The sequence below is a fragment of the Mycobacterium sp. ELW1 genome, from assembly GCF_008329905.1.
Taxonomy (GTDB): Bacteria; Actinomycetota; Actinomycetes; order Mycobacteriales; family Mycobacteriaceae; genus Mycobacterium.
Genome location: NZ_CP032155.1, coordinates 3,409,354 through 3,429,640, shown reverse-complemented (window position 1 = coordinate 3,429,640; position 20,287 = coordinate 3,409,354). Strand labels below are relative to the sequence as shown.

10 protein-coding genes and 1 pseudogene are annotated in these 20,287 nt (G+C 67.6%); 6 read left to right on the top strand and 5 right to left on the bottom strand.

Annotated elements, in window-relative coordinates:
• The first annotated feature begins 283 nt into the window (after nt 1-283).
• From pks2 to D3H54_RS16150, 4 genes and pseudogenes are all read left to right on the top strand, one after another.
• Nucleotides 284-6,531: pseudogene (pks2, locus tag D3H54_RS16165) on the top strand (sulfolipid-1 biosynthesis phthioceranic/hydroxyphthioceranic acid synthase).
• A 22-nt stretch (nt 6,532-6,553) separates the two neighbouring features.
• Nucleotides 6,554-8,008 carry a condensation domain-containing protein gene (locus tag D3H54_RS16160; protein ID WP_149379899.1) on the top strand — a complete coding sequence of 485 codons (1,455 nt, stop codon included), beginning with the start codon at nt 6,554-6,556 and terminating at the stop codon, nt 8,006-8,008.
• A 4-nt stretch (nt 8,009-8,012) separates the two neighbouring features.
• Complete coding sequence (locus D3H54_RS16155) at nt 8,013-9,368, top strand: hypothetical protein (protein ID WP_149379898.1); 1,356 nt, start codon at nt 8,013-8,015, stop codon at nt 9,366-9,368.
• A gap of 10 nt (nt 9,369-9,378) precedes the next feature.
• The gene (locus D3H54_RS16150) at nt 9,379-10,731 is read left to right on the top strand and encodes a hypothetical protein (protein WP_149379897.1); all 1,353 of its coding nucleotides are present in this window, start codon (nt 9,379-9,381) and stop codon (nt 10,729-10,731) included.
• Between the two features lie 9 nt (nt 10,732-10,740).
• Here D3H54_RS16150 and D3H54_RS16145 read toward each other — a convergent pair whose 3' ends face one another.
• The 4 genes from D3H54_RS16145 to D3H54_RS16130 are packed head-to-tail and all read right to left on the bottom strand — an operon-like array spanning nt 10,741 to nt 13,966.
• The gene (locus tag D3H54_RS16145; RefSeq protein ID WP_210419560.1) at nt 10,741-11,469 is read right to left on the bottom strand and encodes a GAP family protein; all 729 of its coding nucleotides are present in this window, start codon (nt 11,467-11,469) and stop codon (nt 10,741-10,743) included.
• 45 nt (nt 11,470-11,514) lie between these two features.
• Entirely contained in the window at nt 11,515-12,795 is a 1,281-nt protein-coding gene (locus D3H54_RS16140) for a glycosyltransferase (RefSeq protein ID WP_149379896.1), read from the bottom strand.
• 39 nt (nt 12,796-12,834) lie between these two features.
• Nucleotides 12,835-13,569 carry a hypothetical protein gene (locus D3H54_RS16135; protein ID WP_149379895.1) on the bottom strand — a complete coding sequence of 245 codons (735 nt, stop codon included), beginning with the start codon at nt 13,567-13,569 and terminating at the stop codon, nt 12,835-12,837.
• Nucleotides 13,570-13,609: 40 nt separating this feature from the next.
• Nucleotides 13,610-13,966, bottom strand: coding sequence for an XRE family transcriptional regulator (locus D3H54_RS16130; RefSeq protein ID WP_149379894.1), 357 nt, complete (start codon nt 13,964-13,966; stop codon nt 13,610-13,612).
• A 134-nt stretch (nt 13,967-14,100) separates the two neighbouring features.
• On the opposite strand from D3H54_RS16130, the gene D3H54_RS16125 reads away from it, so the two are divergent.
• Nucleotides 14,101-14,676, top strand: a complete 576-nt coding sequence (locus tag D3H54_RS16125) for a hypothetical protein (protein ID WP_149379893.1) — start codon at nt 14,101-14,103, stop codon at nt 14,674-14,676.
• Between the two features lie 253 nt (nt 14,677-14,929).
• Nucleotides 14,930-18,049 carry an isoleucine--tRNA ligase gene (gene ileS, locus D3H54_RS16120; protein ID WP_149379892.1) on the top strand — a complete coding sequence of 1,040 codons (3,120 nt, stop codon included), beginning with the start codon at nt 14,930-14,932 and terminating at the stop codon, nt 18,047-18,049.
• A 3-nt stretch (nt 18,050-18,052) separates the two neighbouring features.
• Here ileS and D3H54_RS16115 read toward each other — a convergent pair whose 3' ends face one another.
• On the bottom strand, nt 18,053-20,254 hold the full coding sequence (locus D3H54_RS16115) for a hypothetical protein (RefSeq protein ID WP_149379891.1): 2,202 nt from the start codon (nt 20,252-20,254) through the stop codon (nt 18,053-18,055).
• Between the last annotated feature and the right edge of the window lie 33 nt (nt 20,255-20,287).

Here is a 20,287-nt window from a genome sequence, read left to right as displayed (position 1 = left end):
GCTGCAGCTGTCTTGTCGGGTCCTGTGAGGGAAACGGCAGCAATCAGATATGCGCCGGACCAGCCAACCCCTGAGGGCCAAAGGTCACTTTGTCCAAACCCTAATCAAAAAGTCGAAACATTTGTCGCGCACTTAACGAAAAACAGCTAGGCTACCGAGGACATTGGCAACTTTGACGTGGCGCGCGGAGCTACAACGTCGGGTTGGGTTGCCTTGGCAAGTGCCAAGAGAGGTGTGAGCGGACGTGCGTCAGACATCTGTCACCCCCATCGCCGTAGTCGGCATGGCGTGCCGGTTGCCCGGTGGTATCGACTCTCCTCACAAGCTGTGGGAAGCGTTGCTCGATGGCGCCGATCTGGTCACTGAAGTTCCGGCCGACCGGTGGGATGCTGACGACCTCTACGACCCGGAGCCCGGTGTGCCCGGCCGCTCGGTGTCGAAGTGGGGTGCCTTCATCGATGACGTCACCGGTTTCGATCCCGACTTCTTCGGCATCAACGAGCGCGAGGCCACCGCGATGGACCCGCAGCACCGGGTGCTGCTGGAGACCAGCTGGGAAGCCGTCGAGCAGGCGGGTTTCACCCCGTCGTCGCTGTCCGGCACGTCGACCGGTGTCTTCATCGGAATGTCCCACGACGACTACGCCATGGTCACCAGCGACGCCGGCGCCTTCGACCAGGCCTATGCCTTCACCGGCAACCCGTTCAGCATGGCCTCGGGCCGTATCTCCCACGCGCTCGGCCTGCACGGCCCGGCGCTGACCACCGACACCGCCTGCTCCTCGAGCCTGGTCGCGGTGCATCAGGCCTGCCGCAGCCTGCACGAGGGTGAAAGCGACATGGCGTTGGCCGGCGGCGTGATGCTGATGCTGGATCAGCGCCTGTACGCCTCGTCGTCGGGGCAGGGCATGCTGTCGCCGACCGGACGCTGCCACTCCTTCGACGTCGCCGCCGACGGATTCGTGCGCTCCGAGGGCTGCGGGATCGTCGTCCTGAAGCGACTCGACGACGCCCAGCGTGACGGCGATCGGGTGCTGGCTGTCATCAAGAGCAGCGCCTCCAATCAGGACGGCCGCACCGAGAACATCCTGACCCCGTCGCGCGACGCCCAGGTCTCCGTCTTCCAGGCCGCGCTGGCCGCGGCCGGCGTCGACCCCGCCACCGTGGGCATGGTCGAGGCCCACGGCACCGGCACCCCGGTCGGCGACACCATCGAGTTCAACAGCGTTTCCACCGTCTACGGCACCGACGGTCCGTGCGCGCTGACGTCGGTCAAGGGCAACTTCGGCCACGCCGAGTCCGCCGCGGGTGTTCTCGGCCTGATGAAGGCCGTCCTGGCCGTGCATCACGGCGTTGTGCCCCAGAACGTGCACTTCACCCAGCTGTCGGAGAAGAACGCCAAGGTCAAGACGGGCATGTTCGTCCCGACCGACAACATCCCGTGGCCCAAGGACAGCGGACCGCGCCGCGCGGGCGTGTCGTCCTACGGCATGTCGGGCACCAACGTGCACCTGATTCTCGAGCAGGCGCCCGAGGCCCCCGTGGTCGTCGAGTCCGCCAAGCCCGACGCCGCGAAGGAGCTGCTGGTCTTCCCGGTGTGCTCCAGCTCCGTCGAGGAGCTGCGCAACACCGCGGCACGTCTCGCCGATTGGGTCGAGTCCGCCGGCGAGGAGCTGTCGCTGCGGGACCTGGGCTACACGCTCGCCCGTCGTCGCGGACACCGCCCGCTGCGCACCTCGGTCATCGCCGACGACCGTGCCGAACTGATCAGCGGCCTGCGCCAGATCGCCGAGGGCGACGACCCGTTCCAGCCGGCCGTCGGTCACGACGACCGCGGTCCGGTGTGGATCTTCTCCGGCCAGGGCTCGCAGTGGGCCTCGATGGGTACCGGCCTGCTGGCCACCGAGCCGGTCTTCGCCGCGAAGATCGCCGAGATCGAGCCGCTGATCGCCGCCGAATCCGACTTCTCGGTCACCGAGGCGATGACCGCCCCGAGACCGTCGAGGGCATCCATCGGGTTCAGCCCACGATCTTCGCCGTCCAGGTTGCGATGGCCGCCACGATGCGCTCCTACGGAGTCCAGCCCGGAGCGGTCATCGGCCACTCGCTGGGTGAGGTCGCCGCCGCCGTCGTCTCCGGCGCGCTGTCGTTGGAAGACGGCGTCAAGGTCATCTGCCGTCGTTCGCTGCTGTGCCTGCGGCTGGCCGGCGGGGGAGCGATGGCGTCGGTCGAGATGCCCGCCCAGCAGGTCCGTGAAGAACTCGAACAGCAGGGCATCGAGGACGTGGTGGTCGCCGTCGTGGCGTCGCCCAAGTCGACGGTGATCGGTGGCGACACCGAGACCGTCCGCCGGATCGTGGCGGGCTGGGAAGCCCGCGAGATCATGGCCCGCGAGGTCAACGTCGACGTGGCGTCACACTCGCCGCAGGTCGACCCGATCCTCGACGAACTCTCCGAGATGCTCGACGACATCAGCCCGATGGCCCCCGAGGTGCCCTACTACTCGGCGACCTCGTTCGACCCCCGCGAGCAGCCGTACTGCGACGCCGACTACTGGGTCGACAACCTGCGCCACACAGTCCGGTTCTCGGCCGCCGTGCAGACCGCACTGGAGGACGGCTTCCGGGTGTTCGGCGAGCTGTCCCCGCACCCGCTGCTGATCCGCGCGATCGACCAGACCGCCGCCACGCTGGACATCTCCGTGGCCGCGCTGGCCGGGATGCGCCGCGGCCAGGACGTGCCGCACGGCATGGGCGAGTTCCTCGGTGACCTGTACTCCGCCGGTGCGAAGGTCGACTTCTCGGTGCTGTACCCGGCCGGCCGCCTGGTCGACGCCCCGCTGCCCACCTGGGCACACCGCAACCTGGTGCTGATTCCGGACGGCGCGGAGAACCAGACCCGCGGCACCCACCTGGTCGCTGCCCACCCGCTGCTGGGGTCGCACGTCCGGCTGCTGGAGGAGCCCGAACGGCATGCTTGGGCCGCCGAGGTCGGCACCGGTGCGCACCCGTGGCTGGTCGACCACCAGATCAACAACGTCGCTGCGCTCCCCGGCGCGGCCTACTGCGAGATGGCACTGGCCGCCGCGCGCACCATCTTCGGTGACGACGCCGAGGTCCGCGACGTCACGTTCGACGCGATGCTGCTGCTCAAGGATCTGACCCCGGTCAGCGCCACCGCCTCGGCGGACGCCCCGGGCGTCCTGCAGTTCATCGTGGAGACCGATATCGACGGCGAGCGTGAGCAACGCGCCAGCGCGGTGCTGACCGCGCGTGAGGCCGGCGAGCAGCCGCAGCCCTACGACATGGACGCGCTGCAGAGCGCTCATCCCACCCGTGCTGACGGTGACGGGGTGCGGCAGTGGTTCGACGGCCGCGGCGTCCAGTTCGGCCCGGCGTTCACCGCTCTGCAGGCCGTCAACGCCGCCGACGAGAACGCCGACACCGTGCTGGCCGAGATCGGACTGCCGACCTCGATCCGCAACCAGCAGACCTCGTACGGTGTGCACCCGGCGCTGTTGGACGCCTGCTTCCAGTCGGTCGCGGCCCACCCGGGCGTGCAGGCCTCCGGCACCGGCGCGCTGCTGCTGCCGCTGGGCGTGGACCGTCTGCGCGTGCACGGCGCGGTGCGCAACGCCCGCTACTGCCTGACCCGGGTGACCTCACTCGACGGCTCCACGGTTCAGGCTGACATCGATCTGCTCGACGACTACGGCACTGTGCTGTTCACCGTCGAGGGTCTGCGCATGGGCAGCGGCATGTCGGAGAGCAACGAGGGCGACCGGGTGCTCAACGAGCGGCTGCTCGGCATCGAGTGGCGCCAGCACCAACTCGCCGAGGTCACGCAGAACAACTCCGCGACCTGGCTGCTGGTCAGCACCTCCGACACGGTGGACCTGCTGGCCTCGGCCCTCACCGATGCGCTCAAGCTCAACGACGCCGACGTGACCACCATGTCCTGGCCGCAGCAGGCCGACCATGCCGCCAACGCCGAGCGTCTCGCGTCGTACTTCTCCGAGGGCGGGTTCGACAACGTCGTCGTGGTGTCCCCGGCGCGCATCGCCGGCTGCCCGGAAGAGCAGATGCCGCTGCGCGGGGGAGAGCAGGTACGCCACCTGGTCCGGATCGCCCGTGAGCTCGCGGACACCGCAGGAGAGCCGCCGCGGTTGCACGTCGTCACCCGCAACGCCCAGACGGTGCTGGCCGACGACCGCCCCAACCTCGAGCAGGCCGGCCTGCGGGGTCTGCTGCGCGTGATCGGCGCCGAGTACCCGCAGCTGCGGCCCAGCCAGATCGACGTCGACGACGATGTCGACGCCAAGCTGGTCGCCCGCGCACTGCTGACCGGTTCGGAGGAGGACGAGACCGCCTTCCGCGCCGGCGAGTGGTACACCGCGCATCTGTTCCCGAGCCCGCTGCAGCCGGACGAGCGCTACACCACCGTCGTCGACCACTCCCGCGACGGCATGCGCCTGGAGATCCGCGTCCCCGGTGACATGCAGACGCTGGAGCTGGCGGCGTTCGACCGGATCCCGCCGGGACCGGGTCAGATCGAGGTCGCGGTCACCGCGTCCAGCCTGAACTTCGCCGACGTGCTGCTGGCGTTCGGCCGCTACCCGAGCTTCGAGGGCCTGCACCCGCAGCTGGGCATCGACTTCGCCGGTGTGGTCACCGCAGTCGGTCCTGACGTCACCTCGCACCGGGTCGGCGATCACGTCGGCGGTATGTCGCCCAACGGCTGCTGGGGCACGTTCGTGACCTGCGACGCCGATGTGGCCGTCACGCTGCCGTCCGGCCTGCGCGACGATCAGGCCGCGGCGGTGTCCACCGCCTCGGCGACCGCCTGGTACAGCCTGGTCGACCTGGCCAAGATCAAGGCCGGGGACAAGGTGCTGATCCACTCCGCGACCGGCGGTGTGGGCCAGGCCGCGATCGCGATCGCCCGCCACTTCGGTGCGGAGATCTTCGCCACCGCGGGCACCGAGGAGCGCCGCGACATCCTGCGCGGCATGGGCATCACCCATGTCTACGACTCGCGCAGCGCGGCCTTCGGCGAGGAGATCCGCCGGGACACCGACGGCTACGGCGTGGACATCGTGCTGAATTCGCTGACCGGCGCCTCGCAGCGGGCCGGCGTCGACCTGCTGGCCTTCGGCGGACGGTTCGTCGAGATCGGCAAGAAGGACATCTACGGAGACACCCGCCTCGGGTTGTTCCCGTTCCGCAAGAACCTGGCCTTCTACGGTGTCGACCTGGCTCTGATGGCCACCACGCATCCCGCGCAGATCCGCGAACTGCTGGACACCGTCTACCGGATGACGGCCGAAGGTGTGCTGCCGCAGCCGGAGACCACGCACTACCCGCTGGCCGACGCCGCCACCGCCATCCGCGTGATGGGTGCGGCCGAGCACACCGGCAAGCTGCTGCTGTCGGTGCCGAAGGTGGGCCACAGCAGCGTGGTGGTCCCGCCGGAGCAGGCCAAGGTGTTCCGCCGCGACGGCTCGTACATCATCACCGGCGGTCTCGGTGGGCTGGGCTTGTTCCTCGCCTCGAAGATGGCCGACGCCGGCTGCGGCCGGATCGTGCTGAACTCGCGGTCGGAGCCGAAGCCGGAGGCGCTGGTCGAGATCGAGCGCATGCGGGCCGCCGGAACGCAGGTCGAGGTCGTCAGCGGCGATATCGCGCTGTCGGAGACGGTCGACCGCCTGGTGACGGTGGCCACCGCGACCGGCATGGCCGTGCGTGGTGTGCTGCACGCGGCCGCCGTCGTCGAAGACGCCATCCTGCCCAACATCACCGACGAGCTGATCGACCGGGACTGGGCTCCGAAGGTCTACGGCGCCTGGCACCTGCATCGGGCCACCACCGCACAGCCGCTGGACTGGTTCTGCTCGTTCTCCTCGGCTGCCGCCCTGATGGGCTCGCCGGGACAGGGCGCCTACGCCGCGGCCAACAGCTGGCTCGACGGGTTCACCCACTGGCGCCGTTCGCAGGGTCTGCCTGCCACGGCGATCGCGTGGGCGGCCTGGGACGAGATCGGTGCGGGCAAGCACCTGGCCGCTGCCGGCGACACCACGATGATCAGCCCGGATGAAGGTGCTCGCGCCTTCGAGGCGCTGCTGCGCCACGACCGCGCCTACAGTGGTTACGCGCCGATGATCGGGACGCCGTGGCTGACCGATCTGGCTGCCCGAAGCCCGTTCGCCGAGGCCTTCAAGGCCAGCGGCGACCGTCCCGCGGACACCAGCACGTTCCGGGCGGAATTGCACGACCTGCCGGTCGAGGAATGGCCGACGCGGGTGCGTCGTCTGGTATCCGAGCAGCTCAGCCTGATTTTGCGTCGTTCGATTGATCCGGACCGGCCGATTTCCGAATACGGTCTGGACTCTTTGGGCAACCTGGAACTGAGAACGCGTATTGAAACTGAAACGGGAATACGCGTCAGATCGATGGACATAACGACTGTCCGGTCGTTGGCCGAGAGCCTGTGCGAAACACTGGCCGGCGTCATCACGTCAGCTGCATCCCGCTAACTGGGTCGAAGGGGTATTTAGGGTGGTTGCACTTACCGCAATCCATGACTGGGTGGACGCGCCAGGCAAGGTCGTGTCGTGGAGCCCGTCACCGGCGTGCCTGAAGAAGGTTCAGGACGCACCGGTCAGCGATGTGCCTGCGAGCTATCAGCAGGGTCAGCACATCCGCAGCTACCGCAATCACACGGCCAACGGCCTGGAGATGGCGCGGCTGCTGATCCCGGCGTGGAACATGCCGGGCAAGTGCGACGTGCGCGCGATGACGTTCGTCATCAACGCCTACCTTCGCCGGCACGACACCTTCCACAGCTGGTTCGAGTTCGTCGCCGACGACAGCGGCACCGACCGGCTGGTCCGCCACACGGTGGAGAACCCGAACGACATCCAGTTCGTGGCCACCAAGCACGGCGAGATGAACTCCGCGCAGTGGAAGAAGCACGTGCTCGACACCCCGAGCCCGCTGGAGTGGGACTGCTTCCGGTTCGGCGTGATCCAGCGTGACGACCACTTCACGTTCTACGTCAGCGTTGATCATCTGCACGCCGACGCGATGCTGATGATGGCGCTGTTCGTGGAAATGCACATGAACTACGAGGCCCTGGCCGGCGGTGGCGCACCGCTGCGCCTGCCCGAGGCCGGCAGCTACCAGGACTACTGCGCGCGTCAGCACGACTACACCGAGCAGCTGACCATGGATTCGCCTGATGTCCGCGGTTGGCTGGACTTCCTGGAGAGCAACGGCGGCACCATGCCGACGTTCCCGCTGCCGTTGGGCGATCCGTCGGTGCACTGCAGCGGGGACCTGCTCACCGTGCAGCTGATGGACGAGCACGAGACAGACCGATTCGAGTCGGCCTGCACCTCGGCCGGTGTGCGGTTCATCGGTGGCGTGTTCGCCGCCGCGGCCCTTGCCCACCGGCAGCTGACCGGCGACGACGACTACTACGTCATCACCCCGACCACCACCCGCAGCACGCCCGCAGAATTCATGACCACGGGCTGGTTCACCGGCGTTGTTCCGCTGTCGGTGCCGGTCGCCGCCCGCAACTTCGCCGAGGTCGCCCGCGCCGCCCAGGAGTCGTTCGACTCCGGGATGCCGCTGGCCAACGTTCCGATCGAGCGGGTCTATGAGCTCGCCGACACCGAGGACAGGCCGCGCATCCGGCCGGCCGGTCCCGGCGTGCCGATGCTGTCCTACCTCGATGTGGGTCTGCCGCCGCTGAACCCGGTCATCATGTCGCAGTGGTACGCCCAGAACGGGCACATCTACACCGATCTGGGCGCGGCCAATCAGGTCGGCATGTGGGTGAACCGTCGTACCGAAGGCACGATCATCACCGTCGCCTACCCGGACAACCCGATCGCCCGCGAATCGGTCGCCGAGTTCGTCGAGCTGATGAAGTGCATCTATCTGCGGGTGGCCGACGGCCGTTCCGAGCTGGTCTCGTCGTCTCGCGTGCCCATCGCGACGGTCTGACCCGGTGGGGAAGCCCAAAACTGACAACGTAGTGCCCTACGCCGATCAGGCGTTGTTGTTGGCGCTGCGTGGCGCCGGCCAAGAGGCCGTCATGCAGCTCATCTGGATCTACGAGCACACCCTCGACCTGGACGGTGTTCGGCGATTCCACCAGAACTTCGGCCGCGGGCTCGTCGGCCGGTTGGTCGAGACCTCACCGCTGCCGTTCGGTCGGCACCGGTGGGTGTCGGTCGCCGGGCCGCAGGCGCCGCTGGAGATCGCCGAGCAGCCGCGGCCCCGCGAGGAGCTGTGGGACTGGGCGCACGAGCAGGTGGAGTTGCCGCTCGACCCCGAATATTCACCGGCCTGGCGGATCGGCGTCCAGTCGTTCACCGACGGCACGAGCGCGGTGAGCCTGGTCGTCTCGCACACCGTCGTCGACGGCGGCGGCGTCGTGGCGTCGGTCATCGCCGCGGTCCACGGCGCCGGCAAGGACCTCGGTTATCCGCCCCGCAATTCCCGCACCCGCTCACGCGCCGTGCTGGAGGATCTGCGTCAGCTCGGGTCCGATCTGCCGGAGATCGGGCGGACGCTGGTCAAAGCGGCCAGAGTCGCCACCCGTCGCAAAGACGAGCTGGTGCGTCCGAGCGAGCCGGTGTCGGCTCCCACCCACGGTGGTGGCCAGCCGGTGATGATTGCGTTCACCACCGCGGTCATCGACAAGGAGCTATGGGATCAGCGCGCGAAAGACCTTGGTGGGAACCACTTTTCGTTGGTAGCCGGGTTCGCCGGCAAGCTGGCGCAGAACCTCGGCCGAACCCGTCCCGGTGACGGGGCGGCGACGCTGATGATCCCGGTCAGCGAGCGGGATAACCCCGGCGACACCGGCGGCAACGTCGTGACGATCGCCAACGTGACGTTCGACCCGGGCCCGGTCGCCAAGGATCTCTCCGGCGCTCGCTCGGCGATCAAGAAGGGTTTGATCACCGCGCGCGAGAAGCCCGACGAGATGGTCGAGCTACTCCCGCTGATCCCGTTTTTGCCCAAGCGGGCGATGGGTCGGATGGCCGACATGGCCTTCAACTTCTCCGCCGACCTGCCGGTGTCCTGTTCGAACATGGGTGACGTCCCCGACGATCTGCTGCAGCTCGACGGGACACCGAGCGAGCGCTTCTACTTCGGTGGGGTCGACCGCAACCTCACCCTCGACGTCCTCGAACGGCGGCGCGGCCTGATGACGGTGGCGTCGGCGCGTGTCGGCGGTATGGTCATCGTTCCCGTCATGAGTTACCAACCGGGCGCCGACAACTCACGTCAACGCCTGCGTGAGGTGATCGCCCAGACCCTGGCAGAGTTCGACCTGTCCGGCATCGTCGAGTGAGGTTTGCGCAGTGACCGCTGAAGCCCGAGACCATCGGCTCGAGTTCTTCGATCAGACGGCCTTCGAGCTGATGCGGGCCACCGGTCGCGGGCAGCTCATGCAAGCCGTGTGGGTGTACGAACATCCCGTCGACGTCGAGGGTCTGCGACGGTTCCACCGCAACATCGCCGACTCGCTCGGCGGCCGGCGCATCGAGCGCTCGCCGCTGCCGTTCGGTAGGCCGCGCTGGGTCCAACCCCGCGAGGCGCCGTCGGAGATCCAGTTCAACGAGACGCCGCGTCCGCGTGACGAACTCATGGACTGGGCCGACGAGCTCGCGACGCTCCCGATCGACCCGGAACGCGGCCCCACCTGGTACCTGGTGGTGCAGCCGCTGACCGACGGCGCCACCGCTATCAGCATCGTGGCGTCGCATGTCATCGGCGACGGCACCGCAGCGGGGCTGGCGATCTTCGAGGCGGTCACCGGCAACGTCCGCGACGGTGGATATGACCGGCCCGGCTCGCGGCCCCGGCGCCAGGCGCTGGCCGCCGACGCACGCCAGGCGCTGCGGGACCTGCCCGAGACGCGTCGGGCGCTGGCCATCGGCGCGAAGCTGCTGTGGAGCAAGCGGCGGGACGTGATCCGGTCCCGCAGGAAGCGCGTGGATCAATCCGGCCTGGACGAGATCGTCCACGTGCCCTCGGTGGCCGCGTTCGTCGACCTCGCCGAGTGGGATGCCCGTGCGGAAAGCCTTGGCGGCAACGGCTATTCGCTGCTCGTCGGCGTCACCGCGAAGGTCGCCGAGCGACTGGGCCGGCGCCGCAAGTCCGACGGCGCGGTGACGCTGGTGATCGCGATCAACCTGCGCGAGAGCCTCGAGGACGACCGTGCACTGGCAATGGCCTTCGCCAACGCCACCGTCGATCCGGAGAAGGTGACCGTCGACCTGACCGAGTCGCGTGCGGTCGTGCGTGAGTCCCGGCAGATGGCCAAGGAACAGACCGACCCGGCGATGCAACTTTTCCCGTTGATGCCATGGCTGCCACAGGTCGCCGTCAAGGGAGTGGCCGAGCTGTTGTTCTCGTACTCCGAGGACCTCCCGGTGTCCTGCTCGAACCTCGGGGATCTGCCTCCGCAGATCGCTCAGGTCGACGGCACAACCGCGGAGAAGGTCGTCCTGAGGGCCCTCGACCAGAACGTGACGCGGCGCGAGATCGAACGTTCGCACGGTCAGCTTGTCGTGGTGTCCGCGCGGATCAACGGCAAGGTCGTGATCTCGATCGAGGCTTACGAGATCGGCGCCGAGAACACCAAGCAGCGACTGCGGGGCCTGGTGGATCAGACACTGACCGAATTCGGGCTCAACGCCGTCATCGAGTGACTGGCGGGGTCACAGGCCGTGAAGGCCGACCCCGATCAGAACCACACCGACCACCGTGACGAAGATGCCCGCGTGCCGGCGGGTGCGGGTGCGGATCCATTCGTTGAAGCTCTGCACCCACACTCTGGTCTTTGCCGGCGCGACCATGAAGCTGAGCAGCGGGATCACCGCCGCCCAGCTGGCCAGCAGCAGGAAGGTGACCAGGGCCGCGGCCTGCTCGGCCGGCGGGGTCTTCGACGCGATGATCAGCGCCAGCAGCGCCATGTAGTCGACGCTCGGCATCGCCAGCGCAGCGCCGATGGACCCGGAGAACCAGGACGATTCCCCCTGCACGAAGGCGCGCACCTTGGCGGTCAGTCGCTTCCAACGGCCCGGCGCCAGCTCTTGCTCGACCTCCAGGACGGTCTCGTTGGCGCCCCCCGCGGGCACCTCGGCCATCTCCTTGCGGGAGAACTGGCGCAACGGGATTTTCGACATGAGCAGGGCGCCGAGGAGCACGGCGACGACGCCGATGCCGATCTGGATGAGGGCCGGATTGAGGTCGGCCTTGCCCAGGAAGCTGTGATGGAAGATGAACAGCACCGCGAAGCCCACGCTGAGGCTCATCGCCAGGCCGGTGCACAGGAAGACCGTCAGGTGCCGCGCGGGACGGGGCCGGGTCAGCAGCAGTGCGATCAGTGCGATTCGTGCGGGCTCGATGCTCACCGCGAGGCCGAGCAGCACCACGGTTGTCCACACAACGCCGAATTCTACCCTGCCGGGATCCGGTGGGCAGAGTGGACGTCACCCCGCGTGGCGGTTGCGGGCGGCCTTCTCCAGAAGGTCGGCCGCCGTCGCGACGCTCTCTGACGGCGTGCTCATGCGCGTGGCGAGCAAACGGGCCCGCTGTGCCATTTCCGGTGCCAGCACTGCTCTCAGGTCGGTTAGTAGCGAACCGCGCGTGGTCGCTGCGAACCGCCGGGTCGCGCCGACGCCGAGCCGCGCGACCTGTTTGCCCCAGAGCGGCTGTTCGGCCGCCACCCACAGCACCAGGGTGGGAACTCCGGCGCGAATGCCCGCCGCGGTCGTCCCGGCGCCGCCGTGATGCACCACCGCGCGGCAGGCCGGAAAAACCGCGGCGTGGTTCACCGACGGCACGATTTTGACGTGCGGCGCCGTACCGGCGGTGTCGAAGTCGGAGAACCCAGCGCCGATGAGCGCGCGCTCGCCGAGTTCGTCGCACACGTCGCCGATCAGCCGCACCGCCTCGGCGGGGGAGTCCAGCGGCATGCTGCCGAAGCCGAAGTAGATGGGCGGCGTGCCCGCGGCGATCCAGGAGCTGACCTCATCGTCGACCTCGGTGGGCATTTGCAGCGTCAGGGACCCGATGAGCGGTCGTCGGTCACCCCACTCGCCGGCCAGCCCGGGAAAGAACACCGGGTCGTAGGCCTGGATCTCCAGGCTGCCCGTGCCGACGATCCGGCCGACCGGCCGGGTCCTGGTCGCCGGCAGACCCAGGGCGCGGCGCTGCCGGGTCTCGGCCGGCCTCAACAGCTGCCAGTGCATCCACTCGCCTGCCGCATACGCGGCCCGGACCGTTGGCGCGGGTAGCCGCAGCGGCAGGACCTGGGTGTTGGCCCGGACGGGGAAGTAGTGCACTTCGGCCAGTGGGAGACCGCGATACTCCGCGACGTTGGCGGCGATCTCCTGATAGGCCGTCCCGCTGATGATCAGATCGGCGCCCTCGGTCATGCCCAGCAGCGTGTCGGCCATCTCGTCCCAGCCGCGGGTGGCCGCGGCTCGGGCCTTGCGCAGCGCGGTGAGCGGATTGCCCAGCCGCACCCAGTCCGCCGGGCCCGCGGCGGTCAGCGCATCCGGCCGCTCGAAGACATCGCCCTGCAGCTGTTGTTGAGAGTCGGGTCCGTAGGCCACCGTCGACGGGAGTCCGGCGGACCGGACGAAGGCGACGAGGTTCGGGGGCACGGCCATGTGTACGTCGTGGCCGCGGCGCTGTAACTCGAGTCCTACCGCCGCACAGGGTTCGACATCACCACGGGTCCCGTGGATAGTCACCGCGATTTTCATCGATCACCATTATCAGGCCCGCGGAGTCCGGGCGTGCCATCAGCTGGGCGTGTGGGTGAACCATCGAGTCTTGATGCGCCACGAATGTGCCGACGTCAGCGCAAAGCCGGCACCGCAGAAGCAGGCGAAGAACCACACCAGCACGCCGCCTTCGATCTCCTGCAGTGCGGGGACGTAGGCGGTGACGATGCGGATCGTGCAGGCCAGGATGCCGCTGGCCGACGCCACCAGGTAGATGTTGGCGATGCGCCGCGACCGCGGGTCCTGGCGCAGGACGAACAGTGCCCGCGCGCCGTAGCCGAGCAGATAGATCAGCGTTCCGCATAGCACCAGCCAGTAGGCCGACAGCCAGAAGTCGGTGGGCACGGTGAAGAAGTCGGAGCGATATATTTTCGCGCCGTTGCCCATCGAAAAGGTTGCCAAAAGCAAGGGAATGCACACCGTCGCCGGACGCTCGACATATTGCTTGAATGCCGCCTGCGTCGCATTGTCGTCCTGCAGTCGGCCCAGCGCGTTGTAGACGATCGCGGAGGCCGCCACGACATAGCAGTCGTGGCCGATGTAGTCCTCGAGGTTCCACACTCCGGTCAGTGAGTGGAGCAGTTGACCGATGGTTTCCGAGGCGAACGGCGACATCAGGAACACCGCCGCACCCTGCAGTGCGATGTTCAAGGTTGCCGCCACTTCCCAGCGGCAGGACCAGGTGAGTCGCCTGATCCACAGGCTCCACGCCACGCACGCAAGCGTGATCGCGATTAGTGCCCCAAGACCCATGCCTTCGTCGCCTTACGCCCCCGAATAACTTCAGCAAATACTACAGCGGAGGAGCGTCGAGTCGAGGCTTCAATTCTGAGAATTTCACGGGATTACGCGTCGCGGTGACGGTATCAATTGTCGCCAACGTAAATGGGGAAGATTCGACATATTGCTGAACTTCTTCACGACTCATTAGTCCGAATCGCACCTGCAAATCGGGATAGCTGAGACCGAATCGGGAAGCCACCAGGCGCAGTTCCTCGGCGTTCGGGTAGTCGTGGTCCTTCACCCGTCGGTAATAAGTGCTGCTGGAGGTGCCTAGCGCGTCATAGATGTCGCGGGCCTCGATGTCCCCGTCGAGGAGGTAGTCGAGCAGGGTTTTGAGCTGGCGTCCGTTCTCATCGGTCCTGGGCACGCCTCACAATAACCCGAACTCCCGGTATTGGGTACCGCCGCCTGCAAACGACAAATTGATAACTTAATTGACACCGTCGTCACACTTCTGGGATAGGTCTCCCATTTATGGGACACGCCCGCTACGGTGATCCCATGGTTGCTCCTGTGACCTACCCGTCTAGCAATGTGCGGGTAGTCGATGATGAGATTCCCGGCCGGCCTCGACCAGAAGATTTGGTTCGATTGTCGGCGCCCCTGTCCCACGAACTGACCGCCGAACTGGACGGAGCCGTCGAGGCTGCGCGGGTCGGTATCGAGGAAGTGCTGCTGGCCGCTCTGGGCCGGGCGATCGCTCGAACCATCGGGGTCGGTTTCGTGACGGTCAGTGGCTTGACCGCAGTGCAGCCTTTTCGGCTGTGCTGTGCCGATGAACGCGGCATGGACGCCAACGACCTGTTGGCCGAGGTCCGCGAAGCGCTGACGCCAGCCCGGCTCAGCACATCGCCGGCCGACGTCGCCTTCTCGTTCCTCGGTCTGCCGCCGGAGCCGTCGCTCGGGCCGCTGCAACTGGCCGACGGTCCCGCGCTGGGCGTGCTCGCCTACCGCGGCGACGGCGAGGTGCAGATGGACTGGTGGTACGACTCGCGCCGGCTGGACCACTGCACGGTCGAGGAACTGGCCAACCAGTTCCGGCTCGGCCTGATCAGCGTGACGTCCGAGGCCACCTGAGGTCTACCGCCCCGTCTAACGGCTAGAATCTTCGCCAGCGGCACCGATCCGGCCATCACCGGGGAGCCTTCGGAAGAAAGGCCCGCGCCGCCGGCGCGGAAACGACCGAGTAGAACCGAACGGGTGGGCCCGTCACAGCCTGTCAAGAGCGACGCACGGTCACGTGCGTAAGCGGGGTGGTACCGCGGCGCTCGCGCACCGGCGCGTCGTCGTCCCCGTGTCCAGGCACCTGGCACAGGAGACGAACGCGCGCGTGACCGAGAATGGCTACCCCAAGCCGGCTGGTGGTTCACCGAACTTCCCGGCCCTCGAACTCGATGTCCTCGACTATTGGGCGTCCGACGACACCTTCCGGGCCAGCATCGCCCAACGCGACGGTGCCGAGGAGTACGTCTTCTACGACGGTCCGCCGTTCGCCAACGGACTGCCGCACTACGGCCACCTTCTGACCGGGTACGTCAAGGACATCGTGCCGCGCTACCGCACGATGCGCGGTTACAAGGTGGAGCGCCGGTTCGGCTGGGACACCCACGGGCTGCCCGCCGAACTCGAGGTGCAACGTCAGCTCGGCATCACCGACAAAGCCCAGATCGAAGAGATGGGCATCGGGAAGTTCAACGATGCCTGCCGCGCCTCGGTGCTCAAGTACACCAATGAGTGGCGCGACTACGTCACCCGGCAGGCCCGCTGGGTCGACTTCGACAACGACTACAAGACCCTGGACCTGTCGTTCATGGAGTCGGTCATCTGGGCGTTCAAGCAGTTGTGGGACAAGGGTCTGGCCTACGAGGGCGTGCGGGTGTTGCCGTACTGCTGGAACGACGAGACCCCGTTGTCGTCGCACGAGCTGCGCATGGACGACGACGTGTACCAGAGCAGGCAGGACCCGGCGATCACGGTCGGGTTCCGGATCAACCAGGCCGGCTCCGACCTTGATGGCGCCTACCTGCTGATCTGGACCACCACGCCCTGGACGTTGCCGTCCAACCAGGCCGTCGCGGTCAACCCCGAGGTCGCCTACGTCGTGGTGCAGGTGGACGGTCGGCGCCTGGTGCTCGCGCAGGCCCGGCTGGCCGCCTACGCGCGGGAGCTGGGGGAGGAGCCCGAGGTGCTCGCCACCGTCACCGGTGAACAGCTGCTCGGGTTGCACTACCTGCCGCCGTTCCCGTACTTCCTGAACTCCGCCAACGCTTTTCAGGTGCTTCGCGGCGACTTCGTCACCACCGAGGACGGCACCGGCGTGGTGCACATGGCCCCGGCGTACGGCGAGGACGACAAGGCCACCACGGACACCGTCGGCATCGTGCCGGTGACGCCGGTGGATTCCAAGGGCCGCTTCGACGCCAGCGTGCCCGACTATCAGGGCCAGCACGTGTTCGACGCCAACCCGCAGATCATCCGGGACCTGAAGAACGGCACCGGATCCGCCGCCGTCAACGCCCCGGTGCTGATCCGCCACGAAACCTACGAGCACTCCTACCCGCACTGCTGGCGCTGCCGCAATCCGCTGATCTACCGGGCGGTGTCGTCGTGGTTCGTCAAGGTCACCGAGTTCCGTGACCGGATGGTGGAGCTCAATCAGCAGATCACCTGGTATCCCGACCACGTCAAGGACGGTCAGTTCGGCAAATGGCTGTCCGGGGCCCGGGACTGGTCGATCTCGCGAAACCGCTACTGGGGCACGCCGATTCCGGTGTGGGTCTCCGATGACCCGGGGTACCCGCGGATCGACGTCTACGGCAGCCTCGACGAGCTCGAGCGCGACTTCGGTGTGCGCCCGGACAATCTGCACCGGCCGTACATCGACGAGTTGACGCGGCCCAATCCCGACGATCCGTCCGGCAACTCGACGATGCGCCGCATCGAGGACGTCTTCGATGTGTGGTTCGACTCCGGCTCGATGCCGTACGCGCAGGTGCACTACCCGTTCGAGAACGAGGACTGGTTCAGTACCCACAATCCCGGTGACTTCATCGTGGAGTACATCGGGCAGACCCGCGGCTGGTTCTACACGCTGCACGTGCTGGCTACCGCACTGTTCGATCGGCCCGCCTTCAAAACCTGTGTGTCACATGGGATCGTGCTCGGCAACGACGGCGCCAAGATGAGCAAGTCGCTGCGCAACTATCCCGACGTCAACGAGGTGTTCGACCGCGACGGCTCCGACGCGATGCGCTGGTTCCTGATGGCCTCGCCGATCCTGCGGGGCGGCAACCTGATCGTCACCGAGCAGGGTATCCGCGAAGGTGTCCGGCAGGTGCTGCTCCCACTGTGGAACGCCTACAGTTTCCTCACCCTGTATGCGCCGAAAGTCGGCACCTGGCGCACGAATTCGACCCACGTGCTGGACCGCTACATCCTGGCCAAGCTGGCCGAGCTGCGCGACCAGCTGACGGACTCGATGGACGTCTGCGACATCTCCGGTGCCTGTGAGCAGCTGCGTCAGTTCACCGAAGCCCTGACGAACTGGTATGTGCGCCGGTCGCGTTCGCGCTTCTGGGAAGAGGATCCCGACGCCATCGACACCCTGCACACCGTGCTGGAGGTGACCACCCGGCTGGCGGCCCCGCTGCTGCCGATGGCCACCGAGGTGATCTGGCGCGGTCTGACCGGTGAGCGCTCGGTGCATCTGACCGACTGGCCGCAGCCGGGTGTGGTCCCGGCCGACCCGGCATTGGTGGCGGCCATGGACCAGGTGCGCGACGTCTGCTCAACGGCCTCCTCGTTGCGCAAGGCCAAGAAGCTCCGGGTTCGTTTGCCGCTACCGAAATTGACTGTTGCAGTGGACAATCCGCAGAGTCTCGAACCTTTCGCGGACCTGATCGCCGACGAGCTCAACGTCAAGGCCGTCGAGCTCACCGACGACGTGCCCGCCTACGGCCGCTTCGAACTCGCGGTCAACGCCCGCGCGGCGGGACCGCGCATCGGCAAGGACGTGCAGGCCGCCATAAAGGCTGTCAAAGCCGGCGACTATGTGCTCAATGCCGACGGCACGCTCACCGCGGGACCGGCGGTGCTACTGCCAGAGGAGTTCACGGCCAAACTGGTGGCCGCCGATCCGGAGTGGACGGCGGCGCTGCCCGACGGTGCCGGTCTGGTGGTGCTGGACGGCGCCGTCACCCCGGAGTTGGAAGCCGAGGGCTGGGCCAAGGACCGCATCCGCGAACTGCAGGATCTGCGCAAGTCCAGCGGCTTGGACGTCAGTGACCGCATCCGGGTGGTCATGTCGGTGCCCGCCGAACGGTCGGATTGGGCTGTGGCGCATACCGATCTGATCGCGGGGGAGATTCTGGCAACGAGCTTCGACTTCGGCGAGCCGGCCGACGGCGTGGAGATCGGCGACGGCGTGCGGGTCGCGATCGCCAAGGCCTGAGACTCACCCGGCGACGGTGGCGTTGCCGAACGGTGCAGCGGGCGAGCTGTTCTGTGCTTGGGAGAGAATGCCGCCCAACCAGAAGAAGCCGAGAAGCACGAACTGCACCATGACCAGATAGGCGGTGGCAACCGCCGTCTGGATGGCTGTCACGACGCGCCCGATCGGCGTGAGCGCGAAGGCCTCCAAGTCCAAGCCCCACGGCGGTCCGGCGATGTGGGTGGTGGCCGTGCCGGTCGTGGTGTCAAGGTTTGCGCTGAGGCCGGCGAAGGTTCTGACCACGACGTGGTGTCCGTCGGCGCTCAGCTGGGGAAGGACGGCGGGGGTGCCGGTGAGCCGGGTGGTGACGCCGACCTGATTGCCGGTCGTAGTGTCGATCACCGCGACACGGGTGCTGCTGCCGTGGGACTTCGTCGCGGCGGTCCGGGTGACGATCGTGGTGTGGTTGCCGTCGTCGCTCACGATCTGGATGCCCGGGTCGCCCGGTAGGACGAGGCCCGTGCCGGTCTGGGCGCCGGTCGAGATGTCGATCAGCACCAACCGCGTGATGTCGGCATCGTCGAGGATGAACAAGGCATGGGTGCCGTCCGCAGCGGTCGACGGTTGGGGCCAGCCGGTGAGTTCACCGGAGAAGCTCAGCGAGACCCGGAGAGGTTGACCGCTCGCGGAATCGAAAGACGTGAACCGGGTCGACCCGCCGTCGCTCGTGACCACCAGAGCATGGGTTTGGCCGGCATCGACCAGCACGTAACTCATCGTCCCGTCGATGGCGACGGCATCGCCGGTCAGTTCGCCGGTTCTGCTGTCGACCACGAACACCTGGGTCGAGTTGCCGGTGCTCGACGCGAACAGAGCGTGGATGCCGTCGATGTTGACCAGCGGACCCCTCACCTGGCCACTGAAAACCAGAGGGACGCCGGTGCGTTCGCCGGTCACGGTGTCGAGCACCGCGACCTCGGTGGAGTCCGGCCCGTAGGCGGTCATGAGTGCGTGCACGCCGTCGGCGCTCAGCAGCGGACGCTCCAGTCGGCCGTTCATGGTCAGGGTGTTGCCGGCCTCATCGCCGGTCGTGGCGTCGACCACCGCGACGCGGCTGGAGGACCCGTCGTACGTCGTGAGCAGAACGTGGACTCCGTCGACGGCCGGTAGTACGTAACCTGCCGTGCCCTGGAGGTCCACCGTAACTCCGGACTGCTCACCGGCCACGGTGTCGATGACCGCGGCATGGCTTGCCCCGGCGATGCTCGAGGTGAGAAGGACGTGGACACCGTCGTCGTTCACGATCGGATCGACCCACGGACCGCCGTCCAGGCTCACCGCGTGGCCGATCTGGCTGCCCGTCGTAATGTTCAGCACTCCCGCGCTGACGGTCGCCGTCCCTGCCCAGTAGTTCTGGTTCACGGCCCTGACCAGCAGGCGATCGCTGCCTACCCGGACCGCAGGGCCATTCCAGGGGCCACCGGCGAGGGTGAGTCCGCCGCCGAGGGGGTCACCGGAGGAGACGTCGAGAACCGTGAAGTCAGTCGCGCCACCGGTGGCGACGTCGTAGCGGTAGGCGCCGATCAACGCGAGGCCGTCCCCGACCAGCGCAACGGAAGGCGAGCCGGTGAAGTCGAGAGTCGTGCCGGTCTGAGTTCCGGTCTCGGTATCGAACACCGCGACCTGGCTCAGGTACGTGGTGGAGGTGTCCCAGCTCGTGGCGATCACGGCTCGGCCTTCGGTGAGGGCCAGCAGCGGGGGCTGCGCGATGCGGCCGGTGAGGACGAGCGTGGTTCCGGTCTGGGTGCCGGTGGTCTTGTCCTGCAACGAAATCCGGGTGGTGTTTCCTTCGCTGTCGATGACCAGGTTGTTGTTGTCGATGGGGACTGTGTCGGCAGGCGGCGGGGTCGAGGCCGCCGCCTGTACCGGTGCCGCGCCGCGAACCGCGCGAGCCGGCGTCCGCCTCGGGTCTGCCGTCGATGCGGCCATCAGCAGTGTCACCGACGAGGCAGGCGCAGCGACCTTGCGCGTCGGAACCGGCCGCATCGACGCGACCGGGTTGGCGCGCTGGGTGGGCCGCGCTGATTTCGCGGTCCCCGAGGCCGCACTGTGTGACGGCGCCGACGCATCGGCCGACGCCGCCGGCGCGCTCGCCATGATCGCGGTGCCGACACCCAGCACCACCGCCAATCCGCCGACGTAGCCGACGACATGCCCCGTACTCATCTGGTGATCGTGCGCCGCCTTGAGCCCCGGGGG